Raw genomic sequence first — 26,374 nt, 5'->3', positions numbered from 1 at the left:
TTTAAGCGGTCTTGTTGAACTTCACAAAGCGGAAGCCAACCTGCTCAGGTGGAACTTCTAGGGTCCACGATGCAGTCTTCGCTAGGTTAGCGAAAACGTCTGTGGTCTTGCCTGGGATTGCGCCAACGTAGCTGAAACCCTGTGGGTGGACCACAACGCTGCGACGCGAGTGCAGGATGTCTGCACCACCACCGTTAGCGGCGTTTGCCCGACGCTCGATTTCCGACGCAACTAGGCCAGTGGGAACGCCCTCACCAAAGGACAGCGCACCGGTGCGACCGATGGTCACTTCGTCTGCGGTCAGGGTAGCAGTGCGAAGCACGCTAAAGCCCTGGAAGTTAGCGATGTTGGTGTTGGTCTTGCTGGCTGGGATAAAGCCGTTCTGTTCCTGACCCTGTAGTTTCGCGTAACGCGCTGGGCTAACCATCAGGACGTTAAACTGATCCTGGAGCATGCCAGCCTTCGCAGCCTCGTCGTAGATTGCCTGCATGTCGAAGTCGCCGGTAACAGAGGTTTCGCCAACGACGCCCTTGATGCCCTTGAGGGTCGAAGTCAGCAGCTTCATGTATTGGGTCGCCCAATACTGCGCGATACCAGCGCGGATGCCGCCCTGTGCATCATACTGAGTGACCATGCGGGTCAAGTCAGCAAAGCCCCAGCCGTAATTAAGGTCGTGACGAAGGACCATGAACTCGTCAGCTGTCATGCTGCCGATGTTACCTTCATCGAGGATGTTGTCAGTCGAGACGTTGACTTCGTCGGTGCCGAGCGGATTGATGTATGCGAGCGATGCCTTGCGAGGGCCACCGCCTGCAACCGCGTCTACTTCCGGTCCACGTGCGGTCAGACCGGAATTGACGAGTTCGTTCTTCGCAGGAAGGATCAGGTTGACCGCGACGTCTAGTGCCTTCTCATTAGGAACCAGATCAGTGATCTTGGTATTTGTAATAGCCATTTTTGCTAACTCCAACTGTGAACCGCGGCCCACAGTCGGAGCCGGGCAAGCATCTGGCTTGCCCGTTATTTATGCCATTGCTTGTGGTAGATGTTTTATACCTTTAGGTCTGGCAGGTTCCACTTATCAGCAAGGCTGTTACGCATTGCAGGATCATCATTTGCAAGACGATCGAATGTGTTCCATTCAGCATCGGTGACGGGTGGTTTTGCGAAGGTGTTTGCTACCGCGCCATCATTGCCGGTTGCGCCACTGCCGCTGCTCTCAGGAGCGCGAACAAAGTAGCTGCCCTCCTTGCTCTTAAAGAAAGACTTAGCGTGATCGCCAATCGACTTGCCATCGATCGTCGCCGCGCCATCTTCATAATTTGCGTTGCGGAGCAGTAGGGCTTCAATTGCTGGCACTAGCTCTGGGCGGATATTCGCTGCCGCAATTGCGCTTTTTACTTCGTTATCGACGCGAATGGTCTTTAGGTCCGATGCAAAGGTGTCGCGTTCGCCCGTCAGGTCATTGACCTGCTTGGTTAGCTTTTTGATTTCGTTGAGAGCCTTTTCGAGCTCGGTGCCGGTTGCGGCCTTCGCGTCCTCGATTGCGGATTCCTGGTCGTCTTGTAGCTTTCTGAGTGCAGTAGTCGCCTTGAACTTCTCACCAAGTGCGGCCTTCTTCTCATCTTCAGCCTTGGTCAGAGCAGCTTCGAGCGCTTCAATACGCTTCTCTAGTTCATTAGTCATTCCATCCTCCATCGAATGGTTAGTTAGCACCATCGCCAAAAAAATGCTGCCCGCCATCGGGCGGCAAAGTATTTAGCGAAAGTGCGGGATTATTATATTTCCCGGGGCGTCGTTGTTAGAGCCGCTGCCTTTGGAGCTGGCGTTGCTGGAATTTCAGCCTTGCGAAGCTGCTCTTCTTCAAATGTCAGCGTCTCGTTGAAGAGGCCAGCAGTGCGGAACCTGTAGAAGAGGCTCTTTGCGCTAATCTCGTTTGCCTCTCGCAGACCCAACAGCGCAGTGATTTCCTGAGGGCTGATATTCGTAGGCAGGTAGTCGGTGTTGATCTGGAAACGCACAGAATCAGTGCCACCATCGAAAGCGTTTACGCGTCCGATGGCACGTTCGAAGCGGGCGCTGACGGCGTTTGCGATCATAGCTACGATGCTGTTTTCTGCGCCTTGGCGGACTGCCTCGGTCTCAGCGGCTTCCGCAACCGATTTCTGACGAGCCAGGATGCGGCTGGCGACAGTTGCCATGCGATCCTCCAGCTTCTCAAGCTGGTGCTCCAGCGGCACTGCTGCATCGCTGGGCACGTTGATGACGTAGGGCTTCGCGTCTGCGTTGTCGGTCGTGTAAACCTGACCTGGAATCCACTCGAACGTCTCGCCCTCCTTCTGCTCAACGCCAGCGATGAACAGCATGGGCGAAATGCCATACATGATCTGGCGGGTGAGAAGGCCCTGAGTCACGTAGTGATCCAAGTTCAGTGTGACCACGTTGTCCAACTGCGCACCACTCGGAGTGAAGCTGTTGTCCGTGGTGATGAGGTCGAATGGGATCTCGGTCAGGCGATTGCCATTAGCCTTGGGTTCGTATCGCTTGGTAGGCTGGCCCTCGACCGGGAACGCGCCGCCTTTGGCGTCGTAGATCTCGATAACCACGTAGCCATCGACTAGCTTGAGGATGCGAACACGGTTCTCATTGTCGAGCAGGCGGACGCGAACGGGAACGCGCTGGTTGCGCACCACACCCGGCTTGCACTCCAGGATGCTCTCAGCCGGATAGAAGTTGATGAAAGGGCGAATGCCCTCGTCCAGCATAGCGCCGAGGCTGCTGGCTTCACCTTCTGGGTAATCCGTGAACAGGCCGCAATAGTTGGTGGTCAGCGCCTCGCGGCACGCAATGCGCGCTAGCTCGTCGACGCTATCTCCGTTGGATGTAATGACGCCCTTGATCTCCTTGGCCAAACCATCCGTTTCCAGAACCGGCTCCTTACGCATCATCAGGCCCACGATACCGTCTAGGGTTCGGCTGGCTGCTGGATAGAAAGGAGTGGCCTTCTGGTATGCTTCGTAAGCGACGGTATCTTGGTCGCGGTAAGCAAGAGGCAGATAGGTTTGCCCGGTGCTGCGGGCCTTAATTGCGTATGCGCCGGACACCACATCGCGGGCCGTGCGCCAGCGCGTAAGCTGCTTCGCGATGTTATCTTCTGGGGTGTTAACGGACACTAGGATACCTCGACAAATTAGTTGTCGGGTATTTATTTTTACCAGCCGGGGAGGCCGCCCTTCTTGCTCTTGGATACTGCGCCCGTAGAATTACCGATTTTCAGGACCTCGCTGACGCCCCAGACAAGAGCATCCATTCGGTCCGGTGACTTCTTCGTTCCTTCCTTGTAGGCGCACATCTGACTTTCAAGCTCTTTGAAGCCATTATCATGATCGGTATGGAACACTTTGCTCTGATGATAGGCCATTGCGACTGGTTCGGCACGAACCAGCTTGCCTCGACTTGCACTGACGAGTTTGACCGGCAGGTTTCTGCGATACTGCTGGATCGTATTTGTAACCATGGTGCCGCCGAAGTTCTTCTCCGCGACAATCAGGTCTGCATCCCAGCGGTCATACATTTCTGACACTTTGGCTGACCATGAATCTGTCGAGCCCTTCACGCTCGCATCTTCCAAAATGTAGGCGCAGCCGTCCATGCCAAGCCCGACGACGCAGATGCCCGTATAGTCGCCACTGTTGCCCTCGTTTCCCGAGGGATCGACGGCCACGATGATACGGAGCAGGAAGTCGCTTTTCGGGCACTCCCGGTATTTGAACATGCTTTTGCGGAACAGCGCGTCAGGGTTGTCGTCGCGCCATTCGCCCTCAAGGAAACGAGCGGCCATGTCGGGCGAGCCGTCGTAACGGTCTTCCAAACCCTCAACGTAGCCCTTGGCGATGTTGGCCGCATTCTCCGACGTGGGCAGCTTGACCCTACGCCATTTGGCCAGCGCCTCAGGCTTGAACGGCTTCCCGGTTAGGGGATGCTGCTTGGCTTTAAAGCACAGGAAATCCCAATCGGTCTTTACATCTGGATTGCAGTCGAAAATCATCAAGGGGCGCAGCATTTGAACCTGGCCACTGGCGTCCAAGATGGGCTTACCCGTGTTGCCATCCACCAATGGCGCAGTATCGGCCATACGTGAGGCCAATTGCTGAATAATATCGTAATCCTGAATTTCGTTGCACTCGTTGACCCACGCCGTAGCATATTGGGCACCCAGGACCTTATCTATGTTGTTGGGATCAAGGCCCTCGAAGTGGATCTTGCTGCCATTGGGCAACTCAACCCAGCTTTCAGCGCGGTTGACCTTGTTATTCTTTTGCATCCACTCCCAAAGGTCGGGGTAGATCATCTTCATGATTTCGGGGAACGTGCCGTTGAACAAGTGGCTCCGGCAGCTTCGCATGGTCAGTCGGAATATAGCGTGCTTAGTGCCGGGGTATGCGATGGCTCGATTGATGATATTCGCGGTGATGATGGCGCTCTTTCCCGATCGGCTGGGGCCATAGGCCAGCACGTTCTCAACCAAAGGATCATGCCAGATAAGCTGTGTCAGCTTGATCTGTTTGGGGTTGGGATTGAACTCTTTGCGGTAGAATGGCTCTTTCATCCCATATTTAAGCGGATGCAGTGCTTTTCTCTGTTTGAGTCGCCTTAGCGGATGACGCGACTTACCTGCGACAATACGAACTCCCGCAAGCAACGGGAGAATGGTCATTATGGGACGTGCAATTAAGCCGCTGGGTTGGCGCGATGCCCTAGCAACGTCGACGGTTGCTTTACTCGCCCTTTGGGCAACCGACGCGCTGCCTACGCAGGCTGCGGATGCCAGGGTAGCGGCTGAGGTGGCTAGGCCCTCGTAGGGCTTCTCAAGGGATCAGAGGTGCAAATGGCCGGGTTGCCCCGGCCATTTCTGTCATTCCCTAGCTTGGACGGTATATGCCCTCAAAGGGACGATGCTGCACCGCGTTCACTCATCGGGGGCCTTCAATCATTACGCTCGGGAGCCGTGGGATGAGCAGCTGGGGCATGTCCACGATCCCGCGACAAACGGACTGGATAGGAGACTAGCAGCACGCCCTGGTCGATTATTTATCGTCAGGAAGCTGATTAGCGGTCAACTGTCGAGAGAGTTCCTGCTGTCTCGCGATAAAAGCATCTCGATCGCCAGCCGGATCAAGCCCACGCTCAGTCCATGTTTCGTAGATGTTGTCCTTTGCCTCATCGGTCAGAGCATTCTTCCCCGCGTTGACCACCAATGTGATGATCAGCGGCAGCTTGTGACGAACGCAGTAATAGCCGACCTGTGCCAGCGCATCGGTGACGGCTTTTCGTGACTTGAACACACTCCACGGCTCGTTGGGGCGAAATGATCTCCAGAGATCGCCGTAGCTGATCAACCCATCTTTAAACTGGCTGCTCAGATCGATGATCTTTCGGGCGGTTTCCACCGTGCCAAACACCCCCGGCTTCACCCGGTTGTTGAGTTCCTGAAGCAGTGCCGCGAGGGAATAATGCCCTCCGGTTGTGACGCCCTTTTCCCGATAACGTCGGACATTGTCCTTGAGCTGACTCACGGTGAGCGCTTCGATCCCCATTATGCCTCCAACTGCTATGCAGCGGGAGGATCGCATCTGCTTGATCTGAAAGGCAAGCAAACGATGGCTAACTTATCGTCTGCTATCTCTGCGCCGAACCCTGACACCCACGTTCTCGCCCCGCTGATGCGCTCGGGCCTCGGCTAATCCCATGAGGTCGACGTGGTGTTCGTAGCGGCCAAAATCGCGTGCAAAGGCGCGGAACAGGGCGAGGAAATCAATGGGTTGCTCCATCCCCTAATTAGCCGTCTGTAAACCGCCGTCAGGGCAAATGGGTCACTCAGAGTGAGGGCCTATGACCGACCAAAACAACGATAACGCCATGGATCTTGTGGCGCGTGATCTGATCGATCTGACGATGAGATACGATCCCGCCGCCGCCATCATTGGGGGCAACCCTAAGCACACCAAGCAAGACGAGATTTGGAATAATACCCTGATGGCGGAGGCGCATAAGGCTGGTGACAAAGTGCTGATGGCGCGCTTATTGGCTCAGCCTGGTGACATCAAAGAGGTGGAGCCTACGGAGCGCATGACGCGAATTATCAGGGCAATGAACTACGCGACTAGCTGGCAGCTTAGGCGCGGCAAAGAATGAGATCGAGCGACCAACGCTATTTCCACGTCCAGCGGACCAAGCGGCCCACTGAGCAATACGGCGAGCAGATCGTCCAAGCCCTGCAATTGGCGCGCACGACAGGCGCGACGGAACAGCTAGACGCGGCAATCCGCGAAAGCGCGGTTGAGCATCCCGTGGTGTTGCTGGCTTGCGGACGCACGGCAACCGACTTCCGCCGACAGTTCCGACGCGGCACACCTGCCTACCATGGCGTTGCGGCCAATGATGTCGCGCCGATCGACCTCCTCAGGGACGAGAAGCTGGACGGCTACGTCGTGATGCGCCTGACGCGCGAGCAGCACAGGGCAATTAGGGACAAGGCTGAGAAGCTGTATGGGCGGGATCAGCTGCTCAGTGATCCTCAGGGCGCTATCTGGACGCAGGTTGCTCACGCGAGCCTAGCAGGGGAGCGTGAAGAGCATATGGACCTGCTAACCAACCTCAGAGATCGGGGCCGGGTTCTGAATGAGCAGGACCGGCAGGGCTATCAGGTCGTGCCATTGCCTACACCCGATGAACTACCGGACGATCTACCCCCGAATAAAGCCGTGCTACCCTTTGCCGCTCATCAGTTCCTCACGTGGCAGGGGCGCAAAGATGCGATCCGCTGGGAGGCTTGGCGAAGCGGCATGACGACGCCGGTGTTGATGCTAACGGCGTATTTGGATGGTCGGAGCATGATGGAAGCCCGCTATTGCAGGACCGGACAGCGGGACACGCATGAGCATCGCCGGCACTTTCAAGGCCAGGTCGATCGCATCGAAAATGAATGCGGTTTCCAACTGGACGAACTGGCGGGAGGATGGGATGGTCGTCGGCCAGAAGAGCTTACTCATCTAGAATGACAAATTCGGTGGCCACCGTTGGGCACAGTCAAATCACTCGGGGGCATGGAATTTGTTTAGAAGCGACGGTAACGTATTTACGTTCTCGGGCAACGTCGGTGGCGACCCGCTGCCAGTTCTCGCAGCATTACATACAGTGCTTACCAAGCAGGGCTACTCCGACGTTGTTCTCGATTTTGACCAGGCCACATTTGTGTCCGCCCCTTACATATTGCCGATTGTTGTTATGTGCCGAAAATACCGGCTAAGTGACTTTGACTTTGATTTGATACTGCCCTCTCTTTCGACAGGCGCACGCCTTCTTCAAAATACCGATTGGGCGCACTTGATAGATCCCAAGACATACGGATCGATGGCAGGTGCAAGCAAAAGAAATCTCTCTGCAACTGCTTTTGCAACAGCTACGCAAGCTCACGACGCGGTGGATACGAGTATTAGAATGGTGCTCGGATTAGTAAGCGGATTGGATCGGAGCCGGATTGTTGCTCTCCAATGGGCAATTGACGAGGTAGTTGATAACGTCCTCAACCATGCCGCCTCGCCAGTGGGAGGCATCATACAGGTTATGACCTATCCAAAGCGCAAGCAAATCGAGTTCTACGTTTGCGATGCGGGCATGACCATACCCCGTTCGCTACGGCAGTCCGAGTATGGATATGACAACGACGCGATTGCACTACGTCAGGCAATCAACGAAGGGGTTACAAAAAATAAACAGACGAACCGCGGGAATGGATTGTTTGGCACATTTAGGTGCTGCGAGGTCAGCGGCGGCGAGTTTGATATTTTGTCGGGCAACGTGTCTCTTAAAAATCGACCTGCTAGTCGATATCAGTCGGCAACAACCATCGTTAAGACTGCGCCAATACCATTCAACGGCACTTTTGTTAGGGCATGCATCAACTGGGACTACAACCGACTCTTGGAAGAGGCCTTGGTCTTCAAGGGCAAAGCTCATGTGCCCTCGTTTGATATCATAGAGAAATACTACGAGGCTGACGATGACAGCATTCTTTTCAAAGTAAAAGAAGAAAGCTATTCGTTCGGCACGCGGGAGGCGGGTCGCGAGTCTAGAAACAAGGCCGTCAACCTCATGGATAACTTCACGGTTCCCGTGACGTTTGATTTTGAGGAGGTCTTTGTCATATCGAGCAGCTACGCAGACGAGGTCTTTGGAAAGCTACTTGTTGAACTAGGCGAGGATAGGTTCAACACCCTCTGCCGCTTTACCAATATGGACCGAACAATTAAGTTACTGATCGACCGGGCAATCCGCCAGCGGCTCCCCGAGGCTAATCAAGCCAGTAACTGAAGTTCAGGATGGTCTTAAACAAAATCTGAGCCTGGCAGGCTTCCGCGAGCAAGGACGCGCAGTCTTGTTGGTTCAAGCGTCAGCTTCCCCGCAGACTGGCGATGTCTTCGACAGACATCAACTTACCCCAGCGATGGGCCATGCGGTGGCAGTTTGAGCAGAGCAAGGCCAGGTCCGACAGCTTTGGCACCGTGCCCGCTTTGACCGTATGGATGGGCTTCTTGTGATGAACTTCGATATAGTCGGCCCCGCGCTCGCCGTAGGCTTCTTCGAAATCGAAGTCACATGCCTCGCACGCGAGGGGTAACCCGGCGTTTCGAATGCTCGCCTTCTTTCGGCGCACATTGATTGGGTTGCGTTCGTAGCGGCGATGCTTGCGATATTCGTAGCCACCCTCAGCCGCAAGGTCGGCATCCATGTCATCTGAGAATGCTTCTCCAACCTCAATCCCATTCTGGATACTCAAACGGATTGCGGATGCAGCCTCACGCAAACGATCGGGCTTTCCCGACCACTCTTGCCAGACGATCGCTTCTAGCTTGGCTCCTCGCTCCATTCCTTTGTTGCCCTTGGCCAGTTGGCTAGGGTCATACCGACGGAAATTCATCATCTTGAGGTAAACGCCATCGCCGTTTCGAAAGCGCGGAGGCACTGCGCGGCCTAGTTGCCCGGCTCGTTTGCGAAGAAGGTCGGATACCTCGGCAATCGACTTGCTCGTCTTTCCCGGTTGAGGGCTGCGAAAGTAAAGATCAAGCGCGAGAATCATCTCCTCGCGATCCCAATTTACTTTCCCTTCGGTGTAGTCAAAACCGTGCCTTTCCAGCACAGGGATCATTGTTGCCAGTCCGCCGCTATAGCCGCGATGCTCCATGGCTAGGTCGCCTATCGATCGATAGTGTGCCGCGTTGACAATTGCCTTTGACGGATAGAAGCCACCTTCCCACACGACATGGTAGTCCACGTTTTTGTCAGATCCGCCCCATTTTTTATGGAACTTGTCTGCTCCTAGTGTCCGATACTCTTCCAGGGTTTCCAAAATCGAACCCTTCGTTACGTCTGACAGCGACACGCAAACCCCCTCCTAGTTTCCCGCGGTTGTAGCGTGAAGCGATCGCGCGGCGAAAGCCCGGCATCAAATCTCAGGTTACCTTATAGAAATCCTGAGGCTCGCAGAGCACCGTGAGAAAGGGGCGTATGCCCTCCACCAACTCACCTGATCCAAAGAGCAACCGATCTTTGGACTTGACGCATTCTTTTTTGGATATCGGTTCAACCAACGAAGTCGCATCTCTACCAGTCACACTATAGCCGCAGATCTGCAAATCAACCGCTCAGGGAGTCAGATAGATATCTTTCTATATTTGCGACGAGCCGTTGCTGTTGGGGGTGTCAAGTGGCCTGAGGTAGGAGGTTGCTCTACTACCCATTCACTATGTTGCCACACCTGTCAAAGAGCAAGCCGCGCAGATATATCTTTGGGGCTTGACGAAAGATATCTATCACTCAACCGACCGCTATGTGGTCTGGTTTAGATAGATTGTCCATACCGCCATTGAGTGGTTGATTTGCTCTATTGTGAGTATAGTGTGACTGAGCAGGAGCGTGACTCTTTGCAGATCCACATGGCAAAAGAGTTCAACAACTCGTCGCATTCTGGCTGACGGTTTGTCACTTGATGTTAGTTTGCTAGGGTGGAGGCATGTCTTCCAATCTAGGCCCACATAGTCTCGAATGAGACTACCGCCACAGTAACCATACTACCTAGGTAACACACCGACTGATTGACTGATCGGGGCCAGGAACATGAGCGTCGCACAGGGTCTTTGGGGCGCTCAGCTACCCAACTACCCTAGGACCAGCCCTTGACCCTCACAGACCCTTACAGGGCATCAGTGACGTATTAGAGGCCCATAGCCATGGCGCGGCACAGATGGCCTTCTACTTCATCGGCATCAATGCTGAGAATGAGGTCTTTCAAGTCCTGAGGCATTGGCTCACTGGGAGTGTGGTAGATAGCCCGCATCAGGTTGCCCAGCCAGTTCTGGTAGTCCGTATTATCAACGATCAAATACAACTGCATGACAATCCCCTTTGCTTATCATGCTTGTATAGTCGCCCACTGGTCTAATATACCGAAGACTTTAGAAGTCCATTAATCGTCTTGATCTGGGTCTTCGATTACATTGCCGTCGATGACTGGTCCACCAAGGCCCCACTGGGGCATGGATACCGATACAGCGACATTCTGGTCCACCTGTAGGCTGTCGCCCCATGCCTTGCGGTTAGATCGAGCCGCAATCCATTTGATGTTGTCGCTGAGCAGCTTCTTGGCCGCGTCACTCAAAGTGGTGTCATAGGGGATCTCATACAGCTTCTCGACCTGAGCTGATTGCCCATGCGAACTGGCGATGGCTAGGCGCTTGTCGAACTCCTCATCGATCGCCGCGAGGTTGCGGATGGTCGCGGGGTCGACACCGATCTCACGGCAGACGGTGGAAAGGATATGGCCACCACGTATGCGGTAGAGAATGATCTCTTTGTGCTCCTCGCTGACCTTACGCCACGCATTGGTGTCGCTCTCAGCTAGGTTGCGATCTGCCAACTCGCTCAGGGTCTTGGCGCTCTCGGCGGTGCGGGCCGCGTATTGGATCGCTCGCTTCGATTGTTCGTCCAGCTTGGGTAGTTTCTTTTGTGCCATACAGCTATTTAATCGCTGGCATCACATTTCAGGCGACGGCACCAATGGCTCTTCCTCAGACTTACTCGCGACGGAAGCGCACCCGCGAGCAGGAAGGTAAGACCACGGAACTGAGGACATTTCCATTTGGGACGAAGCTGCTCAATCAGCTTTTTCAGGCGTTTCTGGTTGTGGACAACCATTTGGACAGCAGGAGTGAGCCGCTTTTTCGCGCGCTCATCGCCCACTTGCGGAATGAGCTTGGCGTAATGGCGCTGAACAATAGCAACACCTTTCAAGAGGAGTTCTATTGGTGGTGGATGTCCGAGACCCATTTCAATGATGAAAGCCGCGACTTGAGAGTGGACGCTGTTGAAATTGCCTGCGCCTACCCCTTCGAATATATTCAAGAGCTGCGCGCTACAGAGCCGCATATGGCTTACGGCCCTGCTGACGAGATCCGTAACATCATTCGTGAAATCAACGCGAGAATGGCCGAGGATGGCTTTGGCTATCGGTTCGAAAAGGGCCAGGTCATCGAGGTCACATCGGAGTTCCTCTATGATGCTGCTATCGCCCCCGTTCTTGGCCTAATAGCCCACAAGGACTTTGCCGCCGTAGATCAGGAATTCAGGGACGCTCTGTCAGAGTTGCGGGGTGGCAATTACGACGACTGCATTGCGGATTGCGGCAACGCTCTTGAAAGCACGTTAAAAGTCATTGCTGCTAAAAAGGGTTGGGCAACGAAGCCGAGCGATCGCGCCGCAGTGCTAATCAATCTGATGTTCGAGAAAGAACTGATCCCGCAGCATCTGCAATCCCAGTTTACAGGGCTAAGGTCCGTCCTGCAGGGCATTCCAACGATGCGTAATAACGAAGGTGGCCATGGAGCGGGCACGGCTCCGCGGGTCGTTGAGAAACACTTTGCAGAATATATGGTCCAGCAAACCGCTGCCGCGATCCTGTTTCTGATCAGAGCGGCGGGCTGAGGGCTTTAAAAGGGGAGTTGTTCGGCTTCGTCTTCGCCTTCGTCAACAATCTCATCGGCGAGTTCGAGAGTCGTCCCAACCGCCCCTAACTCCTCATCGAGCTCGTCTATTTCGTCATCTTGAATTTCGGAAACATACCTCTCTCCTGACAACAGCTCTCGAAGCAACTGAAGTCGCTCAAGAAGCTCGTCAAAAGTGATAACACGCGCGTCTTTTAGCTGGTTTCTCATTAGCTCAAAGGAAGTCCGCTTGTCCTTTTCGGCGGGGGTGGTCCCGGCAACGACCACGCAGTCCACCGCAGATACATCCAGGTTGCTGATGTTGTCATTTTCACTGTTGTTGTAGCGAGTAGCCATGATGCCGGTAGTCAGCTTGAGTCGTTGATCAAGGAGCTGAATGATTGACCCCATGATTGCTGACGATGGACCGAAAACCCCTTTACGATACTCCTGACCGAGTAATGGTGTTTTTGGTGTCTTTAGCTCTACGAGCACGGCGTTATGACTGATAGGGTTCTTGGCGAGGAAGTCGGCTATTTTGGTGCCACTCCCTATTACGGTCTGGCCGCCAACAGACGCTCCAGCTTGAATAACAATAATAGGCTGACCAAAGAGCATCGACAGAATGAACGGGTTAAGTTCGAGGAGCCGTTGCCACTCGGCTTCTGCGCTATTTTTCCTCAAACGCATTTCGAAGTTCGCTATAAGCCTGTCTAAGCTGACAAGCTCGATATCTTTTTGAAGCTGGACAAATTCCTTAGGATCGCGCTGCGCTATTGCACTCGCGTTGTTGGCAAATGCAGCCAGCATACCCGCTCTGTCTTTGCCCCTCAGCTTGATACCACTCGATTTTGAGCCGCCTAACAGCCGAAATATCGTGCCGGGCTCATACGGCCGTTCCTTAAATGAGAACTTGCCGGGTTGGGCGATATGGATCGACGCATTGTGGGCTAATATGGCGCGATCCGTAAGGCTCTGCTGTTGAGCGCGGCGTGCAATGCGGTTCATGCCGCTTCGAAGAGTCAGGTATTCACCCTCGCCCATAAAGAAGGTGTTTCCTTCCACACGCGTTGTCTCAAATTCTCCAATAACGAGCCGCGTTACCCCCTCAATCTGTTCAATAGATTGAACTAGCGGCTTCATCTCTTTGATAAAACCGAAGCCCCATTCGGGGTCACGCATAAGCCCACTAGGCAAGTCATCTAGAAAGCCGAGGACTGCAAAGTGATCTTCGGGCTTATTAGACCGGGTGTCCAAGTCAACCACGATCTCTTTGAGGCGGCGGTATTTCTGACGATACAACTTCGCCGTCTCAAGCGTTAGTTGCGGGAAGATACTTAGTTCACCAGCGTGAAAATCAAAGCTCAAAATACGGCGAGGCTTGGGAGGCTCGCCGTCGAGAAAGATCTTCGAAACCCGTTCTTCGACGGCATCGGGTAATCGCAATATGACGTTGACGACCTCGTCCAAGACATCAACGATCAGCCGCGGTTCGGTAGCTGCGGGGGTGGCGAATAGGTCGTGCTGATCCATTGCAATCGTCCCATCGTCTGCCAAGATCAACACCCCTATTTTTTCGACAGGCTATCGGGGACGGGAGCGCCGGTCTAGCGATCTCCATCGTCGTGAAGCCAGATATTGGGGTCGCTGAGAATGTCCTCGGCGTCTCGGTCATCAATGGTTTTTGCCGCCCAGCCCACGGGGTCATGGGTCGTGCCAAAGAACCAGATATAACGACGGTTCATGTCGCCACTCGCTCCGGGTTCAGCCGTCCAATAATATGAGTCTCGTATCTCTTCGCTCATGTCGGCCAAGTCAGCCATGACATCGCGGAAGTTCTGGTCATCCGGTGGATTGGCCACGAGGTGCTTTATGAGGATCGCACCGCTGGGTAGGTCGCGCTTCTTGATCGTAGGGCCATTGTTGCGCGCAAATATCGCCTGACCAACGTGGAAGCCCAGCTTGAGCCGATCTTCCTCGCTCATGCCCATGTAGCCCAGTAGCTCGTCCATCTTTTTGGTTAGTGGCTTGTTGGGGTCCTGCCGCGTTCTCAGTTGGCATTGGAAGCAGTCATACCCCGTGCTGCCGTCGGGATTGACGAACACCGACCCTCGTTTGGTGCGGTCGCGGCTATGGCCACGAGGGATGCAACCGGGACAGTCGAAGGTGTATTTGGTTGCGCCGTTGTAGGGCCTGCCTCTGGTGCCTGGGGGCAAGTGGGCCATCAGGGCGTCACGGACTAGATTGTTCATCTGGCCGATCTACCGGCCCACGATTGCCCAAGGGTTAAAAGGCTGGCTTTCCGTGGAAAGCCAGCCCAGTCGTTCATTCCGCGGTGTCGTCGGCCTTGCGCTTACGTGGAGCGGGCTTTGCAGCTTCGGCCTTCGCGGCATTCGTCTGACCCGGCTTACGACCCAAACCGATCTTCTTGGCCATTTCCTGACGAGCAGCCGAATATGTTGGGGCGACCATGGGATAATCGGCCTTGAGGTTATACCGCTCCCGATACTGCTCAGGCGTCAGGCCATTGGTCGCGAGGTGACGACGCAGGGTCTTGTAGGGCTTGCCGTCGATCATGCTGATGATGTGGTCAGGGCTCGCAAGGCTCTTACGGGCCGTCACGGCGCCCACGTATTCCTTTGCCTCATCCGCTGGTCCAGCGGCTTCCGTGGAGCCACCGACGAGGTTCTGAACGCTGGCGTGCATCGAGGCGAGGAAAGCCGGCACGTCATCGGCGTTCGTGCGCGTGTTGGGATTGCTCAACCAAGCGATCGTCAACTCCGTCGCGAGTTCAACAGCGTTGGGGGTGTAGGTATCGTCAGACATGCAGGGGCTCCAATTATTCCGCGCATCTAAGGCCGGGAATTGTGAGGAACAACCCACAGGGCCTGCTAATCGTTCAATCGACGAATGAGGTTCCGCAGCTTGGTCCTGTTCTCGTTTGGGCAGTCCACTGGTTCGGCAGCTTTGGGGCTATTTCGGTTCACATTACAATCAGGGCAACTTGTCACGAGGTTAGCGAAGGTATTGTTCACTCGGTCCCAGTCCAAGTGATCTACGTGCAGGTCTGACCACTTGATACCTGAATTGCACCAATGGCACGTTTGCGATCCCGGACCATACTTCTGGAAAGCAACCGCGCGATGCTCGTAAACGTAGCCCTGCTTGCTGGCCAAAGGGTGCGCTTTGTCGCGAAGCAGGATATAGCCGGTCTGCCGGTTTTCATATCGCCCCATTGGTTCGGGCTTGTCAGCGTGAAATAACGTGGGCAGCTTCGCCGCGCGTCGCGCGCTATAGTGGCGTTCGCAAAGAGCCTGATAGCCGCCCTTATTCATGCGGTCGCAGCCGGGATATTCGCAAGGCCGAAGCTCTCGACAGCCAAAACGCCGGTCTTCATCTTCTGTGCAGTTGAATGTGTCTGTCACGCAGATAGTTATCTGAGTGGTTTACTCGGGCGATGACGGAGGGCATCTTGCGCGAAACAGGGGTGGAGCAAGTTATGGCAGAGCCAGAAAGCCGGTTGAGCGAAACGCTCGATCGGATGAAGCACGAGGTTACGCTCAAGCTGTCGCCCTATGGCGGGCGGATATTCGTGGAAAACGCGGACCTAAAGCGCGTCGATCAATCGACCATCGAGTTGAAGTGCTGGTTCTCGCCCGACCTCTTTGGCCTCAACGTCACCATTGGCAGTGAGGAGCATCCGCGCGTCACCCATTACGAGGACGAGGAAACAGACCAAGAGGACGGCAAGCCCGTTGAGCAGGACACCGGCTGGCGGCTTGGTGATGTGCCCGTCATGCTGACCTTGTATCGCGTCGATGAAACGTGGCTCCAAGAGAGCGCAGCCAAGAACGAGGGATCGCCCGTCCTGGGGCGCTTCCACTACTATCCGCGCATCAATACCTCAGACGGCGTGGTCAACGACAAGCGGCCCACCGTGACGACTTGGACATGCCTTGGAGCCGATAACTTCGCGCTTGTTCGGGAACGGCTTCTCGATTTCAAAAAATATGACTTCCAAATCGGTCTGAACGTCGCCTTTCCCCAAGGCACCGTCGAAAGCCACGAGTTCATGGGCCGGAGCATCAAGTGGGATGGCGAGGGTGAATTGCCCGTGCTGTCCGCGTCGCTCGTCTGGCAGAAAGAGGATTGGTCATCCGACTTCCATCGCAAGGAACGGCTGTTCGACAAGAAACCGCCCAAGGCTGAATTGCCCTATGATCCACCCCGCGAGCATATCGAGGTCATGGACGCGACGCGGAGGATCGAAACTGCGCTCGGGAGGCTCGTTACGCCGCTCTGGCTCGCCGTGGGCGCCCTGATCGTCATGGCGTTCTTGCGTCGTTAGGCCAGCGCCAGCTTCATCATAAGAGCCGTGTTCTGATCATTCAGGACGACGACCATCTCGCTGGTGCCCGCAAGATCGTCCACGTTAACGTAGCGCATCACGTAATGGGACTGCCGACCGTTCTCGATCAGCCAGCTTCCAACCTGTCCCGCTAGGCGCGTCCAGTGCTGCGCTCGTTCCTGTGCAGAGGTCCAAGAGTGATGGAATATGGCCTTGTAGGGTTGTTCGCTCACCGGCTGGTCTGCATGGGATTGACGAGGAGGGTAAAGAGCTGGTCATTCATGTAAGCACCTGTTTGTTTCCGTCCCAGATATTTACCTCGCAACAACTCGTCGGTTTCTGACGTTCTTGGTCTGGTTTTGGTAGGAATGGCCGTCAGGTGACTGCAAACATGCTGAACAGCAAAGGAGTTCAGCAGATGCGCGCACTGATTAAGAAGCAGTCCGAGTTTGAAACTGTTCTCGATTATGCTGCGACGACCAGTCGCCCTGCAATGTATCGGCTGATGATGCTGCTGAGCATTAAGCTGGGCCTGCGCCCCATGGAGATCGCTGGGCTAGATACTAGCTGGTTCCGTGGTGACGAACTCCGCATCCCGCTCGGTCATAGCAAGCGCAAGCAAGGTCGCAGCTTGCCCCTATGCGATGAGATTCTGGACGCGTTGGCCGCCCACACGCAGGGCAGCGCAGGGCGCGTGTTCCGCAACAAGACAGGGGACGTGTTCACGGCCAACGGGATCAGCGAAGCTATGCGGCGGCTCTACAAACGCGCAGGCGTTGAGGGCTCCTGCTACAGTGGTCGTCGGACCCTCGCTACCAGCCTCGTAGATCGGGACGTGAATATCGCCATCGTTAGTAAGTTGCTCGGCCATAGCAGCATCGCGACCACGCAATCCTACGTCGGCGTAACGGACAATATGATGCGTCGGGCACTTTATGCCTGAAAGCGGTTGCTCTGAAAGTCAGGCGATGTCTTTTAGTCCCAACAGCAGCAGCGTTGCTGCACTAGCTGGAGACTTACAATGGACTGGAAAAAGACTGTAAAGCCTGCTCACACGGTCGAGGGCTTCGCAAAGGCCAAGGCCGCTGGTTCTGCGCGCACGGCATCGGCGGTCGTGATGGCCAGCATCGACAAGCAGATCGAATTGTATGGCAAGCCCAAGGCCGAGGGGCGCAGGACGTTCCGCGTTGAGGGCGGCAACGTGGCCTTCATGATCCGCTACGCCAACAGCCCACTCAAGCTGGTCGGTGAGGAAAAGGAACTTGCGGTTCCTCAGGCGCAGTTCGTGGACGTGTTGAAGGCCATAAAGGCCGACATCGAGAAGGGCGCGTTTAAGGACCAGCTTGAGGCGATCGAGAAGCAGGTCAAAAGCCGCAGCGAGCGCATGGGCGAGACACGCCGGGGCAAAAAGGAAGCTGCACCGACCGCCTAACAAAGCTCACTCAGAGTGATACAAGCCCTGGTTAACGCCGGGGCTTTCCACGTGGGGACGAGATGCTTTCAGTTTGCAGTTCTGCGATCGATTGGGACGCCACGGGATCGATGATGCAAGGCATCGGCGGTTTCCTGGCTGTAGCCGGTGTCATCTGGGCCACGAAGCAGGGCCGCGATGCGGTCGCAGACTGGCGGACACAGAAGCAGGACGAACGGGCCATCGGTGCAGCAGAGCGCGTGCTGACCGCGGCTTACAAGGCTCGCACCTCACTCGACGGCATACGCGCAAATCTCATGACATCGGCGGAACTGACGCGAGCCATGAACAAGCTCAAGACGGACTATCCCGACGTCGTTGGGTTTTCCGATGCTCGCCAACGGCGGCTTGCCCATTCACAGGCCATCTTCAACCGCATCAACGCATACAAGGCCGATTGGGACGAACTTTTCGCGGTGATGCCTATAGCAAACGCCTACTTCGGAGCCGAAATCGAAGCACAATTGGAGCAGCTTGCACGGCAGCGCCAGATTGTCAGCGTGTCAGCCGATTCCTACGGAGAGGATGACGGCAGTGACGCAGAGTTCACCAAGCAAATTAGGGCTGATATGTGGCGAGGGTTGACCTTGGACGGCGTGAAAGACCCCGTTGCAACGAGGGTCACAGAAGCCATTATCGTTATCGAGCAGCGGCTTCTTCCTGTGCTGCGATCCGACTACGTCCCGACGTGAAGGAAGAGCCAGACCACGAACGTGATCTGGCTCCCATGCCTACAACGGCCAGCCGGGAAATTGACAGAAACCCCGGCTGGTCGTGCATCTACTTAGCTAGGCCATGATACGGCCCTTTGCCCTCGCTTCCCGCGCATACTCGCTCAGGGGCTTGCTGGGTTTGAAGTGGATATCGCGTTCAACACGGAGCCCACCCGGTCCGACGACCTCCCAAATCTCATCAAGGGATATGTAGCCGAGTTCAGGGCTACCCGTGTCAGCCAGGCCAAACGCCAGTCCGTCATCGTCCAGTTCTGACAACAACCATGTCGCCCCAGCCCACGGCAGAAATATCTTTGCTACTGGCTCGAAATCTCGCTCACGCCGAGTGCCCTTGAGGGGTAGCTGCTCGTGGTGATTGGCGTTCAGCTTCTGGACTATCTCCGGCGTAAGCATCGCGATCAGGTCTTTGTTCATGTGGCTTCTCCTTGTTGCCACAAGAACATCAAGCGCCACTTGAAGAGCAAATCAACCGAAGAATGGCATGCCGCAAAGACACCAAAAATCTGACTGGAATGGCAAGTCTGGTGTAGGAAAGGATGCCAAAAGGCTATTGATAGAGTGGGCAAACAGGAGTTGCCCAAATGCTTACACAGATCGACCTTAATGCATTCGCTGATTACGCACTCAGCACTTTCGACTACAGTGCGGACTTTGAGGATGATGCGTTCGCGGTCACGTTTGACGACCAGCGGATCTACGTCGAGCGCAAGCGCAGCCACTTCGTCGTTCACGTTGGTAACGACCAGCACAATCTGCCGCGCTGCTAATGCCGCCGATCAGCCAAGCTAACCCGCGCTTAATGGGCTTCCTCAAACAACGTCCAGCAGGGCTAGTCCAGCCACCCGCAAACAAACTGGCCACGTGGGTCCACAGACAGCGCCAGAGACGCCCATAGAGCCTCTCTCAAGCCCAGACAGGAAGCGCAGCTATCCAACGCTGCGCTTACCTGTCTCGGTTTTCCTAGGGCGTCTTAGGCCCGGTGCTTCCAAGTCTGCTCCGATGGGTCCACGACCGGTCGCGCAGGCTGCTCCATGCGGTTACGCACATCGTCAATCATCTGCTTGGGACCGGGTAGGCCCCTGTGAAGGTCGAGCCGGTTACGTAGGTCCACTGGCTCCCCAATCATCACGCCCTGCTGGTCGAAGCGCCATGCCATCATACCGTTCTGCAACATCACCGTCACGACACCATCGGGCGTGAACGTGCCGCGAGTGAGGAACGCGAGCGCCTGTTTGACACGAACCCTCGCACTGTAACGGGCTTCCTTGTCCTCGCTGTTGATGCTGTCCTTGACCTCGCGCACTCGGGCCAGATGCTCAATCGGGTTTGCACCTCCCTGCTGGCGCGATAGCTCATCCTGCATTTCGCGCAGCTTGGCTTCCTCGACATCGATCTCCGCTTCGATCTCTGCCGCTTTAACCGCAAGGGCTCGAATGAAATACTCACCCAGCGTGTCCACGATGGATTGCAGGTTCTGGCGCTTGCTTTGAAGCAGCCGTTCGGCTTCCGCTACGTTAGCGCCCATCGCTGCGACATGATCGGGGACAGTGAACTTCTTATCATCAATCGCAACTGCCAGAACGGCATCAAGGATCGCGGGTTCGAGGGCCTCATACCGGAACGACTTGTTGTTCTGACAATCGTGTTTTCGCCGGTTGTTATTGCACCTCAGATAGCTACGATTGACTCCACTGACATAGCTGAGCTTCCGACCGTCCAGCTTGCTTTTATGGCCAGTCGGTCGACCGACCTTCTGCTGGCTCTGGAAATACATGGGCGCACCACAGGTGCAGAAAGCTGATCCGGAGAAGAGGTTGCTGACATTGGCCTCCGCTGGACCACCTGAGAATTGGCGCAGCTTGCGGACAGATTCTACCCGAGCGAACAACTCGGCTGGGATGGCTTGGGGGTAGTGGTCGGGCTTAACGATGCCCTTGCTAGTTTCGTTGATCCCGCCATGGGTTCGCGACATGGGAATGTATTCACCAAGCACGGCGCGGTTGGTCAGTAGCTTGTGGAGATAGGCTGTGTTCCAGCCGTTGCCCTTGTCCTTTTTGCCGACTGACCAGCTTGGCTCCTTACGCGCATTCAGCTTGGCCACGATACTGGGCAGACCATGCCCCTCGACATACAGGTCGTAAATCTCACGTAGGACCGCGCTGCGATGTGGATGCAGGACCACATCGTCGGTCTCGGGATCGCGCATCATCCAGCCGGGGGGCAAACCGATCTTCGCCTTGCGATCACCGGCTTCAATGGCCTTGATCTTCTCAGACCAGTTGAACAGCCCTCGCTCACTCTTTTTGTTGCTCTCCTCACGAGCGCCCTCACTCTTGAAGACCAACTCCATGATGGTGCCGCCATCGATGCGCTGACCGGCTGGATAATAGCGGTCGCCGTCGATGGTCGCGACACTGACGCCGTTTTCAACGCAGACTTTCAGGAAGGCGTGAACTTCTTCCCAACCCTGGCGGCTTATGCGGTCGAAATGCTCACACACGAACACCGCACCATTCCGGTAGAATCCCTTTTCTACCTGACGTTCGAACGAATACAGTTCGCCGCCCTCAGACCGATTCGCACCATGAAAGGCTGAACGGCCTTTGTCGGATATTTCTCGGTCAGGATCGAGCAACCATCCCTTTTTCTCCGCATACTTTCGGCCGTTTTCGAACTGCCGGACAAGCGAGGTGCCCCTCCCTTGTTCGAGCGAGGAATACCGAGCGTAGAGAAAAGCGGGGAGCGTCATAACCAGAGTTAAAGCGTCTGCGGACCCATAGGGCAACTCCATTATGCTTGATCAGCAGGTTGCAGCCTTGCGCGCGCGGGTCGAGCGGGCTGCCGGGGACGGCCATGACTTCGCGGCCGGACTCGTTGGCGAGGCGCGCGGTGATGAGCGAGCCGGATTTGGGGACGGCCTCGACCACCACCGTGCCGATCGCGAGGCCGGCGATGATCCGGTTGCGTGAAGGGAAGTTGCGCGCCTTGGGCTCGGTGCCGGGGGGCTGTTCGGCGAGCAGCAGGCCGTCGGTGGCGATGCGCTCCTGCAACGCGGTGTTGTCGGGCGGGTAGGCGATGTCGATACCGCTGGCGATCACGCCAATCGTGGCGCCGCTCGAGCCTCCGCCGAGTGCGCCGATGTGCGCCGCTGTGTCTATGCCGCGGGCGAGGCCGGAGACGATGGTGGTGCCTTCCTCGGCGAGTTGCAGCGCGAGCTGGCGGGCGAAGCGGCAGGCGGCGGCGGAGGCGTTGCGCGCGCCGACCATCGCGATGCAGGGGCGGGTGGCGTGGGCGAGGTCGCCGCGGAAAATGAGGGCGGGCGGGGCGGTTTCGATTTCGGCGAGGAGGCGGGGATAGTCGGGGTCGTCGACGAAGAGATAGCGCGCGCCGAGCTTTGCGGTAGCGGCGATCTCGCGCTCGGCGAGGGCTGCGTCAGCAATCCGGGGGCTGTGTCCGCCGCCGCGTCGGGCGAGCAGGGGGAGGGCGTCGATCGCGGCGTCAGCGCTGCCGAACCGGGCGATGAGCTGGCGATAGGTGACCGGTCCGATCCCGGTCGTGCGGATGAGCCGAAGTCTTGAGACCGTCGGGTCAGTCACGCGTTTTCCGGTTGGCGCCGATGCGTGGCTCGCTGCCCGCGAACAGGCGCTCGACGTTCTCGCGGTGCTTCCACAGGACGATCAGCGAAAGGGCGAGGAGTAGCAGGACGAGGTCGAACCTCCCGAACAGCGCGGCCGCAAACGGTGCGCTGAGCGCGGCGGCCATGCCGGCGACCGAGGAGATGCGTATCCCTGCGAGCAATCCGAGCCAGACGACGGCGTAGACCAGCCCCAGTGGCCAGTAGAGCGCGACGACGATACCCATCAGCGTGGCGACGCCCTTGCCCCCCTTGAACCTGAGCCAGACGGGATAGCAATGGCCGATGAACGCGCCGGCCGCGGCGAGCAGCGCCCCACTGGAAGAAGGGGGGCCGGGGAACAGGTGCGCAACCAGCAGGACGGCAACCGCGCCCTTGGCCATGTCGAGCAGCAGCGTCGCGGCGGCGAGGCCCTTGCGACCGGTGCGCAGGACGTTGGTCGCGCCGATGTTGCCCGAGCCGATCGTCCGCAGATCGCCCGCGCCGCCGAGCCGAGTCAGGATGACGCCGAACGGGATCGCGCCGAGCAGGTAGCTCAGCACGAGCGATAGCGTGGGCGCGACCCAGAGAATTTCCGTCTGCAAGTATGTCCCCCGTTCTGGCGGTGCTTATAGGCGACGCGGAGCGGACGGCAAATGGCCGCGGTTGGCGAGGCTTGGTGCGACCCGACCGGGCATCGCGTTCTGCGATCCTCCCCCGCAAGGGGGAGGTGGCGCCGGAGGCGTCGGAGTTAGAGGACAAGGAACCCCGGTTGCCCTTTCCTCCCCTCCGCCTGGCAAGGGCCAGCCACCTCCCCCTGGCGGGGGAGGATCGTTGGGTTTTGACCACCGTGCGGATCGATCGGCGCTGGTTTGACCGGGGCGATCCGTCTTAAAGGGGCGGATATGGACCAGCGCCCCATCCTGTTTTTCGATTCCGGTGTCGGCGGGCTGTCGATCGTCGGACCGGCGCGCGCCGCGCTTCCGGATGCGCCGTTCGTATACGCCGCCGACTCGGCCGGGTTTCCGTACGGGACCAAGAGCGAGGCGGAGATTGCGGCGCGGGTGCCGGTGTTGCTTGGGCGGTTGGCGGAGCGGTATCGGCCGCGGTTGATCGTGATCGCGTGCAATACCGCGTCGACGATCGCATTGCCGGTGGTGCGCGCGGCGCTCGACCTGCCGGTGGTCGGGACGGTGCCGGCGATCAAGCCGGCCGCGCTGCTTTCGGGGACGCGGACGATCGGCGTGCTGGGGACCGAGGCGACCGTGCGGCAGGCGTATGTCGACGATCTGGCGGCCAAGTTCGCGGGCGATTGCACGGTGTTGCGTTATGGATCGGCGGCGTTGGTCGAGATGGCGGAGGCAAAGCTGCACGGCCGGCCGGTCGCACGGGAGCGCTATGCAGCAGTGCTGGACGGGTTGTTTTCGCAACTCGGCGGCGAGCGGATCGACGTGATCGTCAACGCCTGCACGCATTTCCCGCTGGTCGAGGCGGAGTTGGCCGCGGCGGCGCCCGGTGTGCGGTTCGTCGACGGGGGGCCGGGGATCGCGCGGCGGATCGTTCACCTGATGCAGGGGCAGCACTGGCGCGGAGCGGGAGAGGGAACGGCGGTATTCACCCGGCTCGGCGGCGACGAACGGGCGCTGTCTTCGGCGTTGGCGGCGCGGGGATTTGCGCGGATCGAGCAGCTTTAAGCGTTAACCTGGGACAATGTGGCACCTTGCTTCGGGCGCGCATCGTGGCAATGTGCGCCCAGGACGAGGAAAGCGATCACCGTAAGAGCGGTATTACGCTGGAACTGAGTGAAAGTGAGGCGTAGTGCCCAAGCCTATGAGTATCGACGGCAAAACGGCGACGGACGGCATCAGTGGTCCGCGAGTCGATTATTCGCGCGTGTTCACGCAGGCGATCGACCGGTTGCATGCCGAGGGGCGCTACCGCGTGTTCATCGACATTCTCCGCAACAAGGGCGCGTTTCCGAACGCGCGCTGTTTCGCCGGGCATAACGGGCCCAAGCCGATCACGGTGTGGTGTTCGAACGATTATCTCGCGATGGGCCAGCACCCCAAGGTGATCGCGGCGATGGAAGAGGCGCTGCACGATGTCGGCGCGGGCTCGGGCGGCACGCGCAACATCGGCGGCAACACGCATTACCATGTCGACCTGGAGGGCGAACTCGCCGACCTGCACGGCAAGGAGGCGGCGTTGCTGTTCACCAGCGGGTATGTCTCGAACGAGGCGACCTTGGCGACGCTGGCGAAGGTATTGCCGGGCTGCATCATCTTTTCCGACGAATTGAACCATGCGTCGATGATCGCGGGCATCCGCAATTCGGGCTGCGAGAAGCGGGTATTCCGCCACAACGATCTCGCGCATCTCGAGGAATTGCTGGCCGCGGAAGATCCGGCGACACCGAAGTTGATCGCGTTCGAGAGCGTGTATTCGATGGAGGGCGACATCGCGCCGATCTCCGCGGTGTGCGACCTCGCCGACCGGTATAACGCGCTGACCTATTGCGACGAAGTCCATGCGGTTGGGATGTACGGCGCGCGCGGCGGCGGCATTTCGGAGCGGGACGAGGTCGCGCACCGGATCACGATCCTTGAGGGGACGCTGGGCAAGGCGTTCGGCGTGATGGGGGGCTATATCGCCGCCGATCGCACGATCGTCGATGTGATCCGCTCGTATGCGCCAGGGTTCATCTTCACGACCTCGCTGTCACCGGTGCTGGTGGCTGGCGTGCTCGCGAGCGTGCGGCATCTGAAGGCGTCGAGCGTGGAGCGCGAGGGGCAGCAGGCGTCCGCTGCAATGCTGAAGGCGATGCTCAAGGACGCCGGACTGCCGGTGATGATCGGCGATACGCATATCGTGCCGCTGATGGTTGGCGATCCGGTCAAGGCGAAGAAGATCAGCGACGTGCTGCTCGCCGAATACGGCGTGTACGTGCAGCCGATCAACTATCCGACGGTGCCGCGCGGCACGGAGCGGCTGCGGTTCACGCCGGGGCCTGCGCATACCGAGGCGATGATGCGCGAACTGACCGATGCGCTGGTGGAGATTTGGAGCCGGCTGGACTTGCGCAAGGCGGCTTGAGGCTCAGTCGACGACGATGTCGATGTTCAGTTCGGGGATTGCGATGGGGTGGCCAAACGGGATCAGTCGTTTGTCCTCGTAATCGCCAGCGCGGGGCTTAGCCATCACGTGCGTCCGACGCGCGTTGATATCGACGACCCAGTAATGCGGCACGAACGCCTCGGCATAATCGCTCCGCTTGGCACCGAGATCGAGCGCTAGGCTCGTATCGGCGATCTCGACAGCGAGGAACAGCGCAACGCGGTCGAACAATGTTGCGCGTAGATCGGGGTCGCGAAGCACCGCCACATCCGGTTCGCGCAGCGTGTCGGCGGTCAGGCGGACGGTCGGTTCCTGCCCGACGATCCATTCGGTGCCGAGCGCGGCGAAGGCGGACTGTAAGCGCAGGAAAGCAATGCGCTGCGCGTTCCAGTGCGGTATTTTTGCCGGTGACATCCGCATAATCTCCCCGTTGACCAGTTCGACCTTGCCCAGCCAGTCGGCAATCGGCGGATGACGGACGAGCTCCATGAACTCGGCGGTGGTGAAACGCGCGGGCCCGGAAGCCAATTGAGTGATGTGTTCGGCAACGCTCATAGCGTTAGTATAGCATTTTCCCGCACCCGAGTCACAGTATAGCCGCCAGTAACGTCAGGACGCCGAGGCCGATCGACAAAGGTATGCGCAAGGCCATCCAACCGGATGGGGCGATGCCGGCGCGGACCAGCGCGCGGTCGACCAGTAGCGCAGCGATCAGGCTGATGCCGAGCACGACGAGCGAGGGGCCGGGCCAGCGCAGGCCGACCATCCAGGGCCAGGCGGTGACCAGCGCGATCAGCGACGGCGCGACGCTCGCGAACCAGAGCCAGCGCGGCGGCGGGTCGGTGCGTGCGGCGAGACCCCACCAGAGGCCGCCGAGGAAGCTCAGGATGATCGCGGCATAGGCGTAGGCGATCGCCAGCGCGGAGAACCGGCTTTGCGGATCACCGCTCAGCAACAGCGCGACCGCCGCGAGTTGCGGGAGGAGGCCGCTCAGCCCGAGCAGGCGGGCGATCGGCGGGATGCCGCCGGTCGCTGCGGGCCGCTCGGCCATCACCC

At 57.6% G+C, this 26,374-nt stretch carries 30 protein-coding genes and 1 pseudogene; 11 read left to right on the top strand and 20 right to left on the bottom strand.

Annotation, left to right across the window (positions count from 1 at the left end):
• Position 1 precedes the first annotated feature (1 nt).
• From ACLBWL_RS00465 to ACLBWL_RS00445, 5 genes are all read right to left on the bottom strand, one after another.
• Positions 2–955 carry a hypothetical protein gene (locus tag ACLBWL_RS00465; protein ID WP_447789240.1) on the bottom strand — a complete coding sequence of 318 codons (954 nt, stop codon included), beginning with the start codon at positions 953–955 and terminating at the stop codon, positions 2–4.
• Between the two features lie 95 nt (positions 956–1,050).
• A complete protein-coding gene (locus tag ACLBWL_RS00460) occupies positions 1,051–1,743 on the bottom strand; it encodes a kinesin (protein ID WP_447789238.1) in 693 nt (230 codons plus the stop codon).
• 35 nt (positions 1,744–1,778) lie between these two features.
• The gene (locus ACLBWL_RS00455; RefSeq protein ID WP_447789236.1) at positions 1,779–3,173 is read right to left on the bottom strand and encodes a DUF4055 domain-containing protein; all 1,395 of its coding nucleotides are present in this window, start codon (positions 3,171–3,173) and stop codon (positions 1,779–1,781) included.
• Positions 3,174–3,211: 38 nt separating this feature from the next.
• A complete protein-coding gene (locus ACLBWL_RS00450; protein WP_447789234.1) occupies positions 3,212–4,717 on the bottom strand; it encodes a phage terminase large subunit in 1,506 nt (501 codons plus the stop codon).
• Positions 4,718–5,087: 370 nt separating this feature from the next.
• On the bottom strand, positions 5,088–5,597 hold the full coding sequence (locus ACLBWL_RS00445; RefSeq protein ID WP_447789232.1) for a hypothetical protein: 510 nt from the start codon (positions 5,595–5,597) through the stop codon (positions 5,088–5,090).
• Between the two features lie 295 nt (positions 5,598–5,892).
• On the opposite strand from ACLBWL_RS00445, the gene ACLBWL_RS00440 reads away from it, so the two are divergent.
• From ACLBWL_RS00440 to ACLBWL_RS00430, 3 genes are read left to right on the top strand one after another with little or no spacing between them, the layout of a single operon-like run.
• Complete coding sequence (locus ACLBWL_RS00440; RefSeq protein ID WP_447789230.1) at positions 5,893–6,195, top strand: hypothetical protein; 303 nt, start codon at positions 5,893–5,895, stop codon at positions 6,193–6,195.
• On the top strand, positions 6,192–7,061 hold the full coding sequence (locus ACLBWL_RS00435; RefSeq protein ID WP_447789228.1) for a hypothetical protein: 870 nt from the start codon (positions 6,192–6,194) through the stop codon (positions 7,059–7,061). The genes ACLBWL_RS00440 and ACLBWL_RS00435 overlap by 4 nt, the downstream gene beginning before the upstream one ends.
• Before the next feature lie 52 nt (positions 7,062–7,113).
• On the top strand, positions 7,114–8,373 hold the full coding sequence (locus ACLBWL_RS00430) for an STAS-like domain-containing protein (RefSeq protein WP_447789227.1): 1,260 nt from the start codon (positions 7,114–7,116) through the stop codon (positions 8,371–8,373).
• Positions 8,374–8,452: 79 nt separating this feature from the next.
• Here ACLBWL_RS00430 and ACLBWL_RS00425 read toward each other — a convergent pair whose 3' ends face one another.
• From ACLBWL_RS00425 to ACLBWL_RS00415, 3 genes are all read right to left on the bottom strand, one after another.
• Positions 8,453–9,442 carry an HNH endonuclease gene (locus ACLBWL_RS00425; protein WP_447789225.1) on the bottom strand — a complete coding sequence of 330 codons (990 nt, stop codon included), beginning with the start codon at positions 9,440–9,442 and terminating at the stop codon, positions 8,453–8,455.
• Between the two features lie 831 nt (positions 9,443–10,273).
• Positions 10,274–10,453: a hypothetical protein gene (locus ACLBWL_RS00420; RefSeq protein ID WP_447789223.1), complete on the bottom strand. Its 180-nt coding sequence runs from the start codon at positions 10,451–10,453 to the stop codon at positions 10,274–10,276.
• A gap of 72 nt (positions 10,454–10,525) precedes the next feature.
• Entirely contained in the window at positions 10,526–11,071 is a 546-nt protein-coding gene (locus ACLBWL_RS00415) for a terminase small subunit-like protein (RefSeq protein WP_447789221.1), read from the bottom strand.
• Positions 11,072–11,115: 44 nt separating this feature from the next.
• Here ACLBWL_RS00415 and ACLBWL_RS00410 point away from each other — a divergent pair, with 44 nt between their 5' ends.
• Positions 11,116–12,039: an STM4504/CBY_0614 family protein gene (locus ACLBWL_RS00410; protein ID WP_447789219.1), complete on the top strand. Its 924-nt coding sequence runs from the start codon at positions 11,116–11,118 to the stop codon at positions 12,037–12,039.
• A gap of 5 nt (positions 12,040–12,044) precedes the next feature.
• Here the strand turns inward: ACLBWL_RS00410 and ACLBWL_RS00405 are convergent, their stop codons facing one another.
• The 4 genes from ACLBWL_RS00405 to ACLBWL_RS00390 form a co-directional block, all read right to left on the bottom strand.
• Positions 12,045–13,571 carry a Shedu immune nuclease family protein gene (locus ACLBWL_RS00405; protein WP_447789217.1) on the bottom strand — a complete coding sequence of 509 codons (1,527 nt, stop codon included), beginning with the start codon at positions 13,569–13,571 and terminating at the stop codon, positions 12,045–12,047.
• 74 nt (positions 13,572–13,645) lie between these two features.
• The gene (locus ACLBWL_RS00400; RefSeq protein WP_447789215.1) at positions 13,646–14,290 is read right to left on the bottom strand and encodes a hypothetical protein; all 645 of its coding nucleotides are present in this window, start codon (positions 14,288–14,290) and stop codon (positions 13,646–13,648) included.
• Positions 14,291–14,363: 73 nt separating this feature from the next.
• On the bottom strand, positions 14,364–14,864 hold the full coding sequence (locus ACLBWL_RS00395; RefSeq protein ID WP_447789213.1) for a MucR family transcriptional regulator: 501 nt from the start codon (positions 14,862–14,864) through the stop codon (positions 14,364–14,366).
• Positions 14,865–14,929: 65 nt separating this feature from the next.
• The gene (locus tag ACLBWL_RS00390) at positions 14,930–15,274 is read right to left on the bottom strand and encodes an HNH endonuclease (RefSeq protein WP_447791919.1); all 345 of its coding nucleotides are present in this window, start codon (positions 15,272–15,274) and stop codon (positions 14,930–14,932) included.
• A gap of 263 nt (positions 15,275–15,537) precedes the next feature.
• On the opposite strand from ACLBWL_RS00390, the gene ACLBWL_RS00385 reads away from it, so the two are divergent.
• Positions 15,538–16,386 (top strand): hypothetical protein, encoded by an 849-nt coding sequence (locus tag ACLBWL_RS00385; protein ID WP_447789211.1) that lies wholly within the window; start codon positions 15,538–15,540, stop codon positions 16,384–16,386.
• Here ACLBWL_RS00385 and ACLBWL_RS00380 read toward each other — a convergent pair.
• A complete protein-coding gene (locus tag ACLBWL_RS00380) occupies positions 16,383–16,619 on the bottom strand; it encodes a hypothetical protein (RefSeq protein WP_447789209.1) in 237 nt (78 codons plus the stop codon). The two genes, ACLBWL_RS00385 and ACLBWL_RS00380, sit on opposite strands and share 4 nt — an antisense overlap.
• Before the next feature lie 158 nt (positions 16,620–16,777).
• On the opposite strand from ACLBWL_RS00380, the gene ACLBWL_RS00375 reads away from it, so the two are divergent.
• From ACLBWL_RS00375 to ACLBWL_RS00365, 3 genes are all read left to right on the top strand, one after another.
• Complete coding sequence (locus ACLBWL_RS00375) at positions 16,778–17,329, top strand: tyrosine-type recombinase/integrase (RefSeq protein ID WP_447789207.1); 552 nt, start codon at positions 16,778–16,780, stop codon at positions 17,327–17,329.
• 78 nt (positions 17,330–17,407) lie between these two features.
• The gene (locus ACLBWL_RS00370) at positions 17,408–17,818 is read left to right on the top strand and encodes a hypothetical protein (protein ID WP_447789205.1); all 411 of its coding nucleotides are present in this window, start codon (positions 17,408–17,410) and stop codon (positions 17,816–17,818) included.
• Positions 17,819–17,928: 110 nt separating this feature from the next.
• Positions 17,929–18,549 (top strand): hypothetical protein, encoded by a 621-nt coding sequence (locus ACLBWL_RS00365; RefSeq protein ID WP_447789203.1) that lies wholly within the window; start codon positions 17,929–17,931, stop codon positions 18,547–18,549.
• Positions 18,550–18,645: 96 nt separating this feature from the next.
• Here the strand turns inward: ACLBWL_RS00365 and ACLBWL_RS00360 are convergent, their stop codons facing one another.
• A complete protein-coding gene (locus ACLBWL_RS00360) occupies positions 18,646–19,005 on the bottom strand; it encodes a DUF2958 domain-containing protein (RefSeq protein ID WP_447789201.1) in 360 nt (119 codons plus the stop codon).
• A 167-nt stretch (positions 19,006–19,172) separates the two neighbouring features.
• On the opposite strand from ACLBWL_RS00360, the gene ACLBWL_RS00355 reads away from it, so the two are divergent.
• Positions 19,173–19,358, top strand: a complete 186-nt coding sequence (locus ACLBWL_RS00355) for a hypothetical protein (RefSeq protein ID WP_447789199.1) — start codon at positions 19,173–19,175, stop codon at positions 19,356–19,358.
• 203 nt (positions 19,359–19,561) lie between these two features.
• Here the strand turns inward: ACLBWL_RS00355 and ACLBWL_RS00350 are convergent, their stop codons facing one another.
• The 4 genes and pseudogenes from ACLBWL_RS00350 to plsY form a co-directional block, all read right to left on the bottom strand.
• The gene (locus ACLBWL_RS00350) at positions 19,562–20,479 is read right to left on the bottom strand and encodes a recombinase zinc beta ribbon domain-containing protein (protein ID WP_447791917.1); all 918 of its coding nucleotides are present in this window, start codon (positions 20,477–20,479) and stop codon (positions 19,562–19,564) included.
• A pseudogene (locus ACLBWL_RS00345) lies at positions 20,462–21,268 on the bottom strand (recombinase family protein); the annotation flags it as partial. The gene ACLBWL_RS00350 and the pseudogene ACLBWL_RS00345, both read right to left, overlap by 18 nt.
• Positions 21,213–22,187: a DNA-processing protein DprA gene (gene dprA, locus ACLBWL_RS00340; protein WP_447789197.1), complete on the bottom strand. Its 975-nt coding sequence runs from the start codon at positions 22,185–22,187 to the stop codon at positions 21,213–21,215. The pseudogene ACLBWL_RS00345 and the gene dprA, both read right to left, overlap by 56 nt.
• Positions 22,180–22,809, bottom strand: coding sequence for a glycerol-3-phosphate 1-O-acyltransferase PlsY (gene plsY / locus ACLBWL_RS00335; RefSeq protein WP_447789195.1), 630 nt, complete (start codon positions 22,807–22,809; stop codon positions 22,180–22,182). The genes dprA and plsY overlap by 8 nt, the downstream gene beginning before the upstream one ends.
• 300 nt (positions 22,810–23,109) lie before the next feature.
• On the opposite strand from plsY, the gene murI reads away from it, so the two are divergent.
• Together murI and hemA are read left to right on the top strand one after the other, a co-directional pair.
• The gene (murI, locus tag ACLBWL_RS00330) at positions 23,110–23,898 is read left to right on the top strand and encodes a glutamate racemase (RefSeq protein WP_447789193.1); all 789 of its coding nucleotides are present in this window, start codon (positions 23,110–23,112) and stop codon (positions 23,896–23,898) included.
• A gap of 136 nt (positions 23,899–24,034) precedes the next feature.
• On the top strand, positions 24,035–25,297 hold the full coding sequence (gene hemA, locus ACLBWL_RS00325; RefSeq protein ID WP_447789191.1) for a 5-aminolevulinate synthase: 1,263 nt from the start codon (positions 24,035–24,037) through the stop codon (positions 25,295–25,297).
• A 3-nt stretch (positions 25,298–25,300) separates the two neighbouring features.
• Here hemA and ACLBWL_RS00320 read toward each other — a convergent pair whose 3' ends face one another.
• On the bottom strand, positions 25,301–25,873 hold the full coding sequence (locus ACLBWL_RS00320; protein ID WP_447789190.1) for a Uma2 family endonuclease: 573 nt from the start codon (positions 25,871–25,873) through the stop codon (positions 25,301–25,303).
• A 31-nt stretch (positions 25,874–25,904) separates the two neighbouring features.
• Positions 25,905–26,369: a DUF3429 domain-containing protein gene (locus ACLBWL_RS00315; RefSeq protein WP_447789188.1), complete on the bottom strand. Its 465-nt coding sequence runs from the start codon at positions 26,367–26,369 to the stop codon at positions 25,905–25,907.
• Positions 26,370–26,374: the final 5 nt, after the last annotated feature.

This window comes from Sphingomonas sp. M1A8_2b (assembly GCF_053345535.1).
Note: the sequence above shows the minus strand (reverse complement) of the source record. Positions and strands in the feature narration are given on the sequence as shown.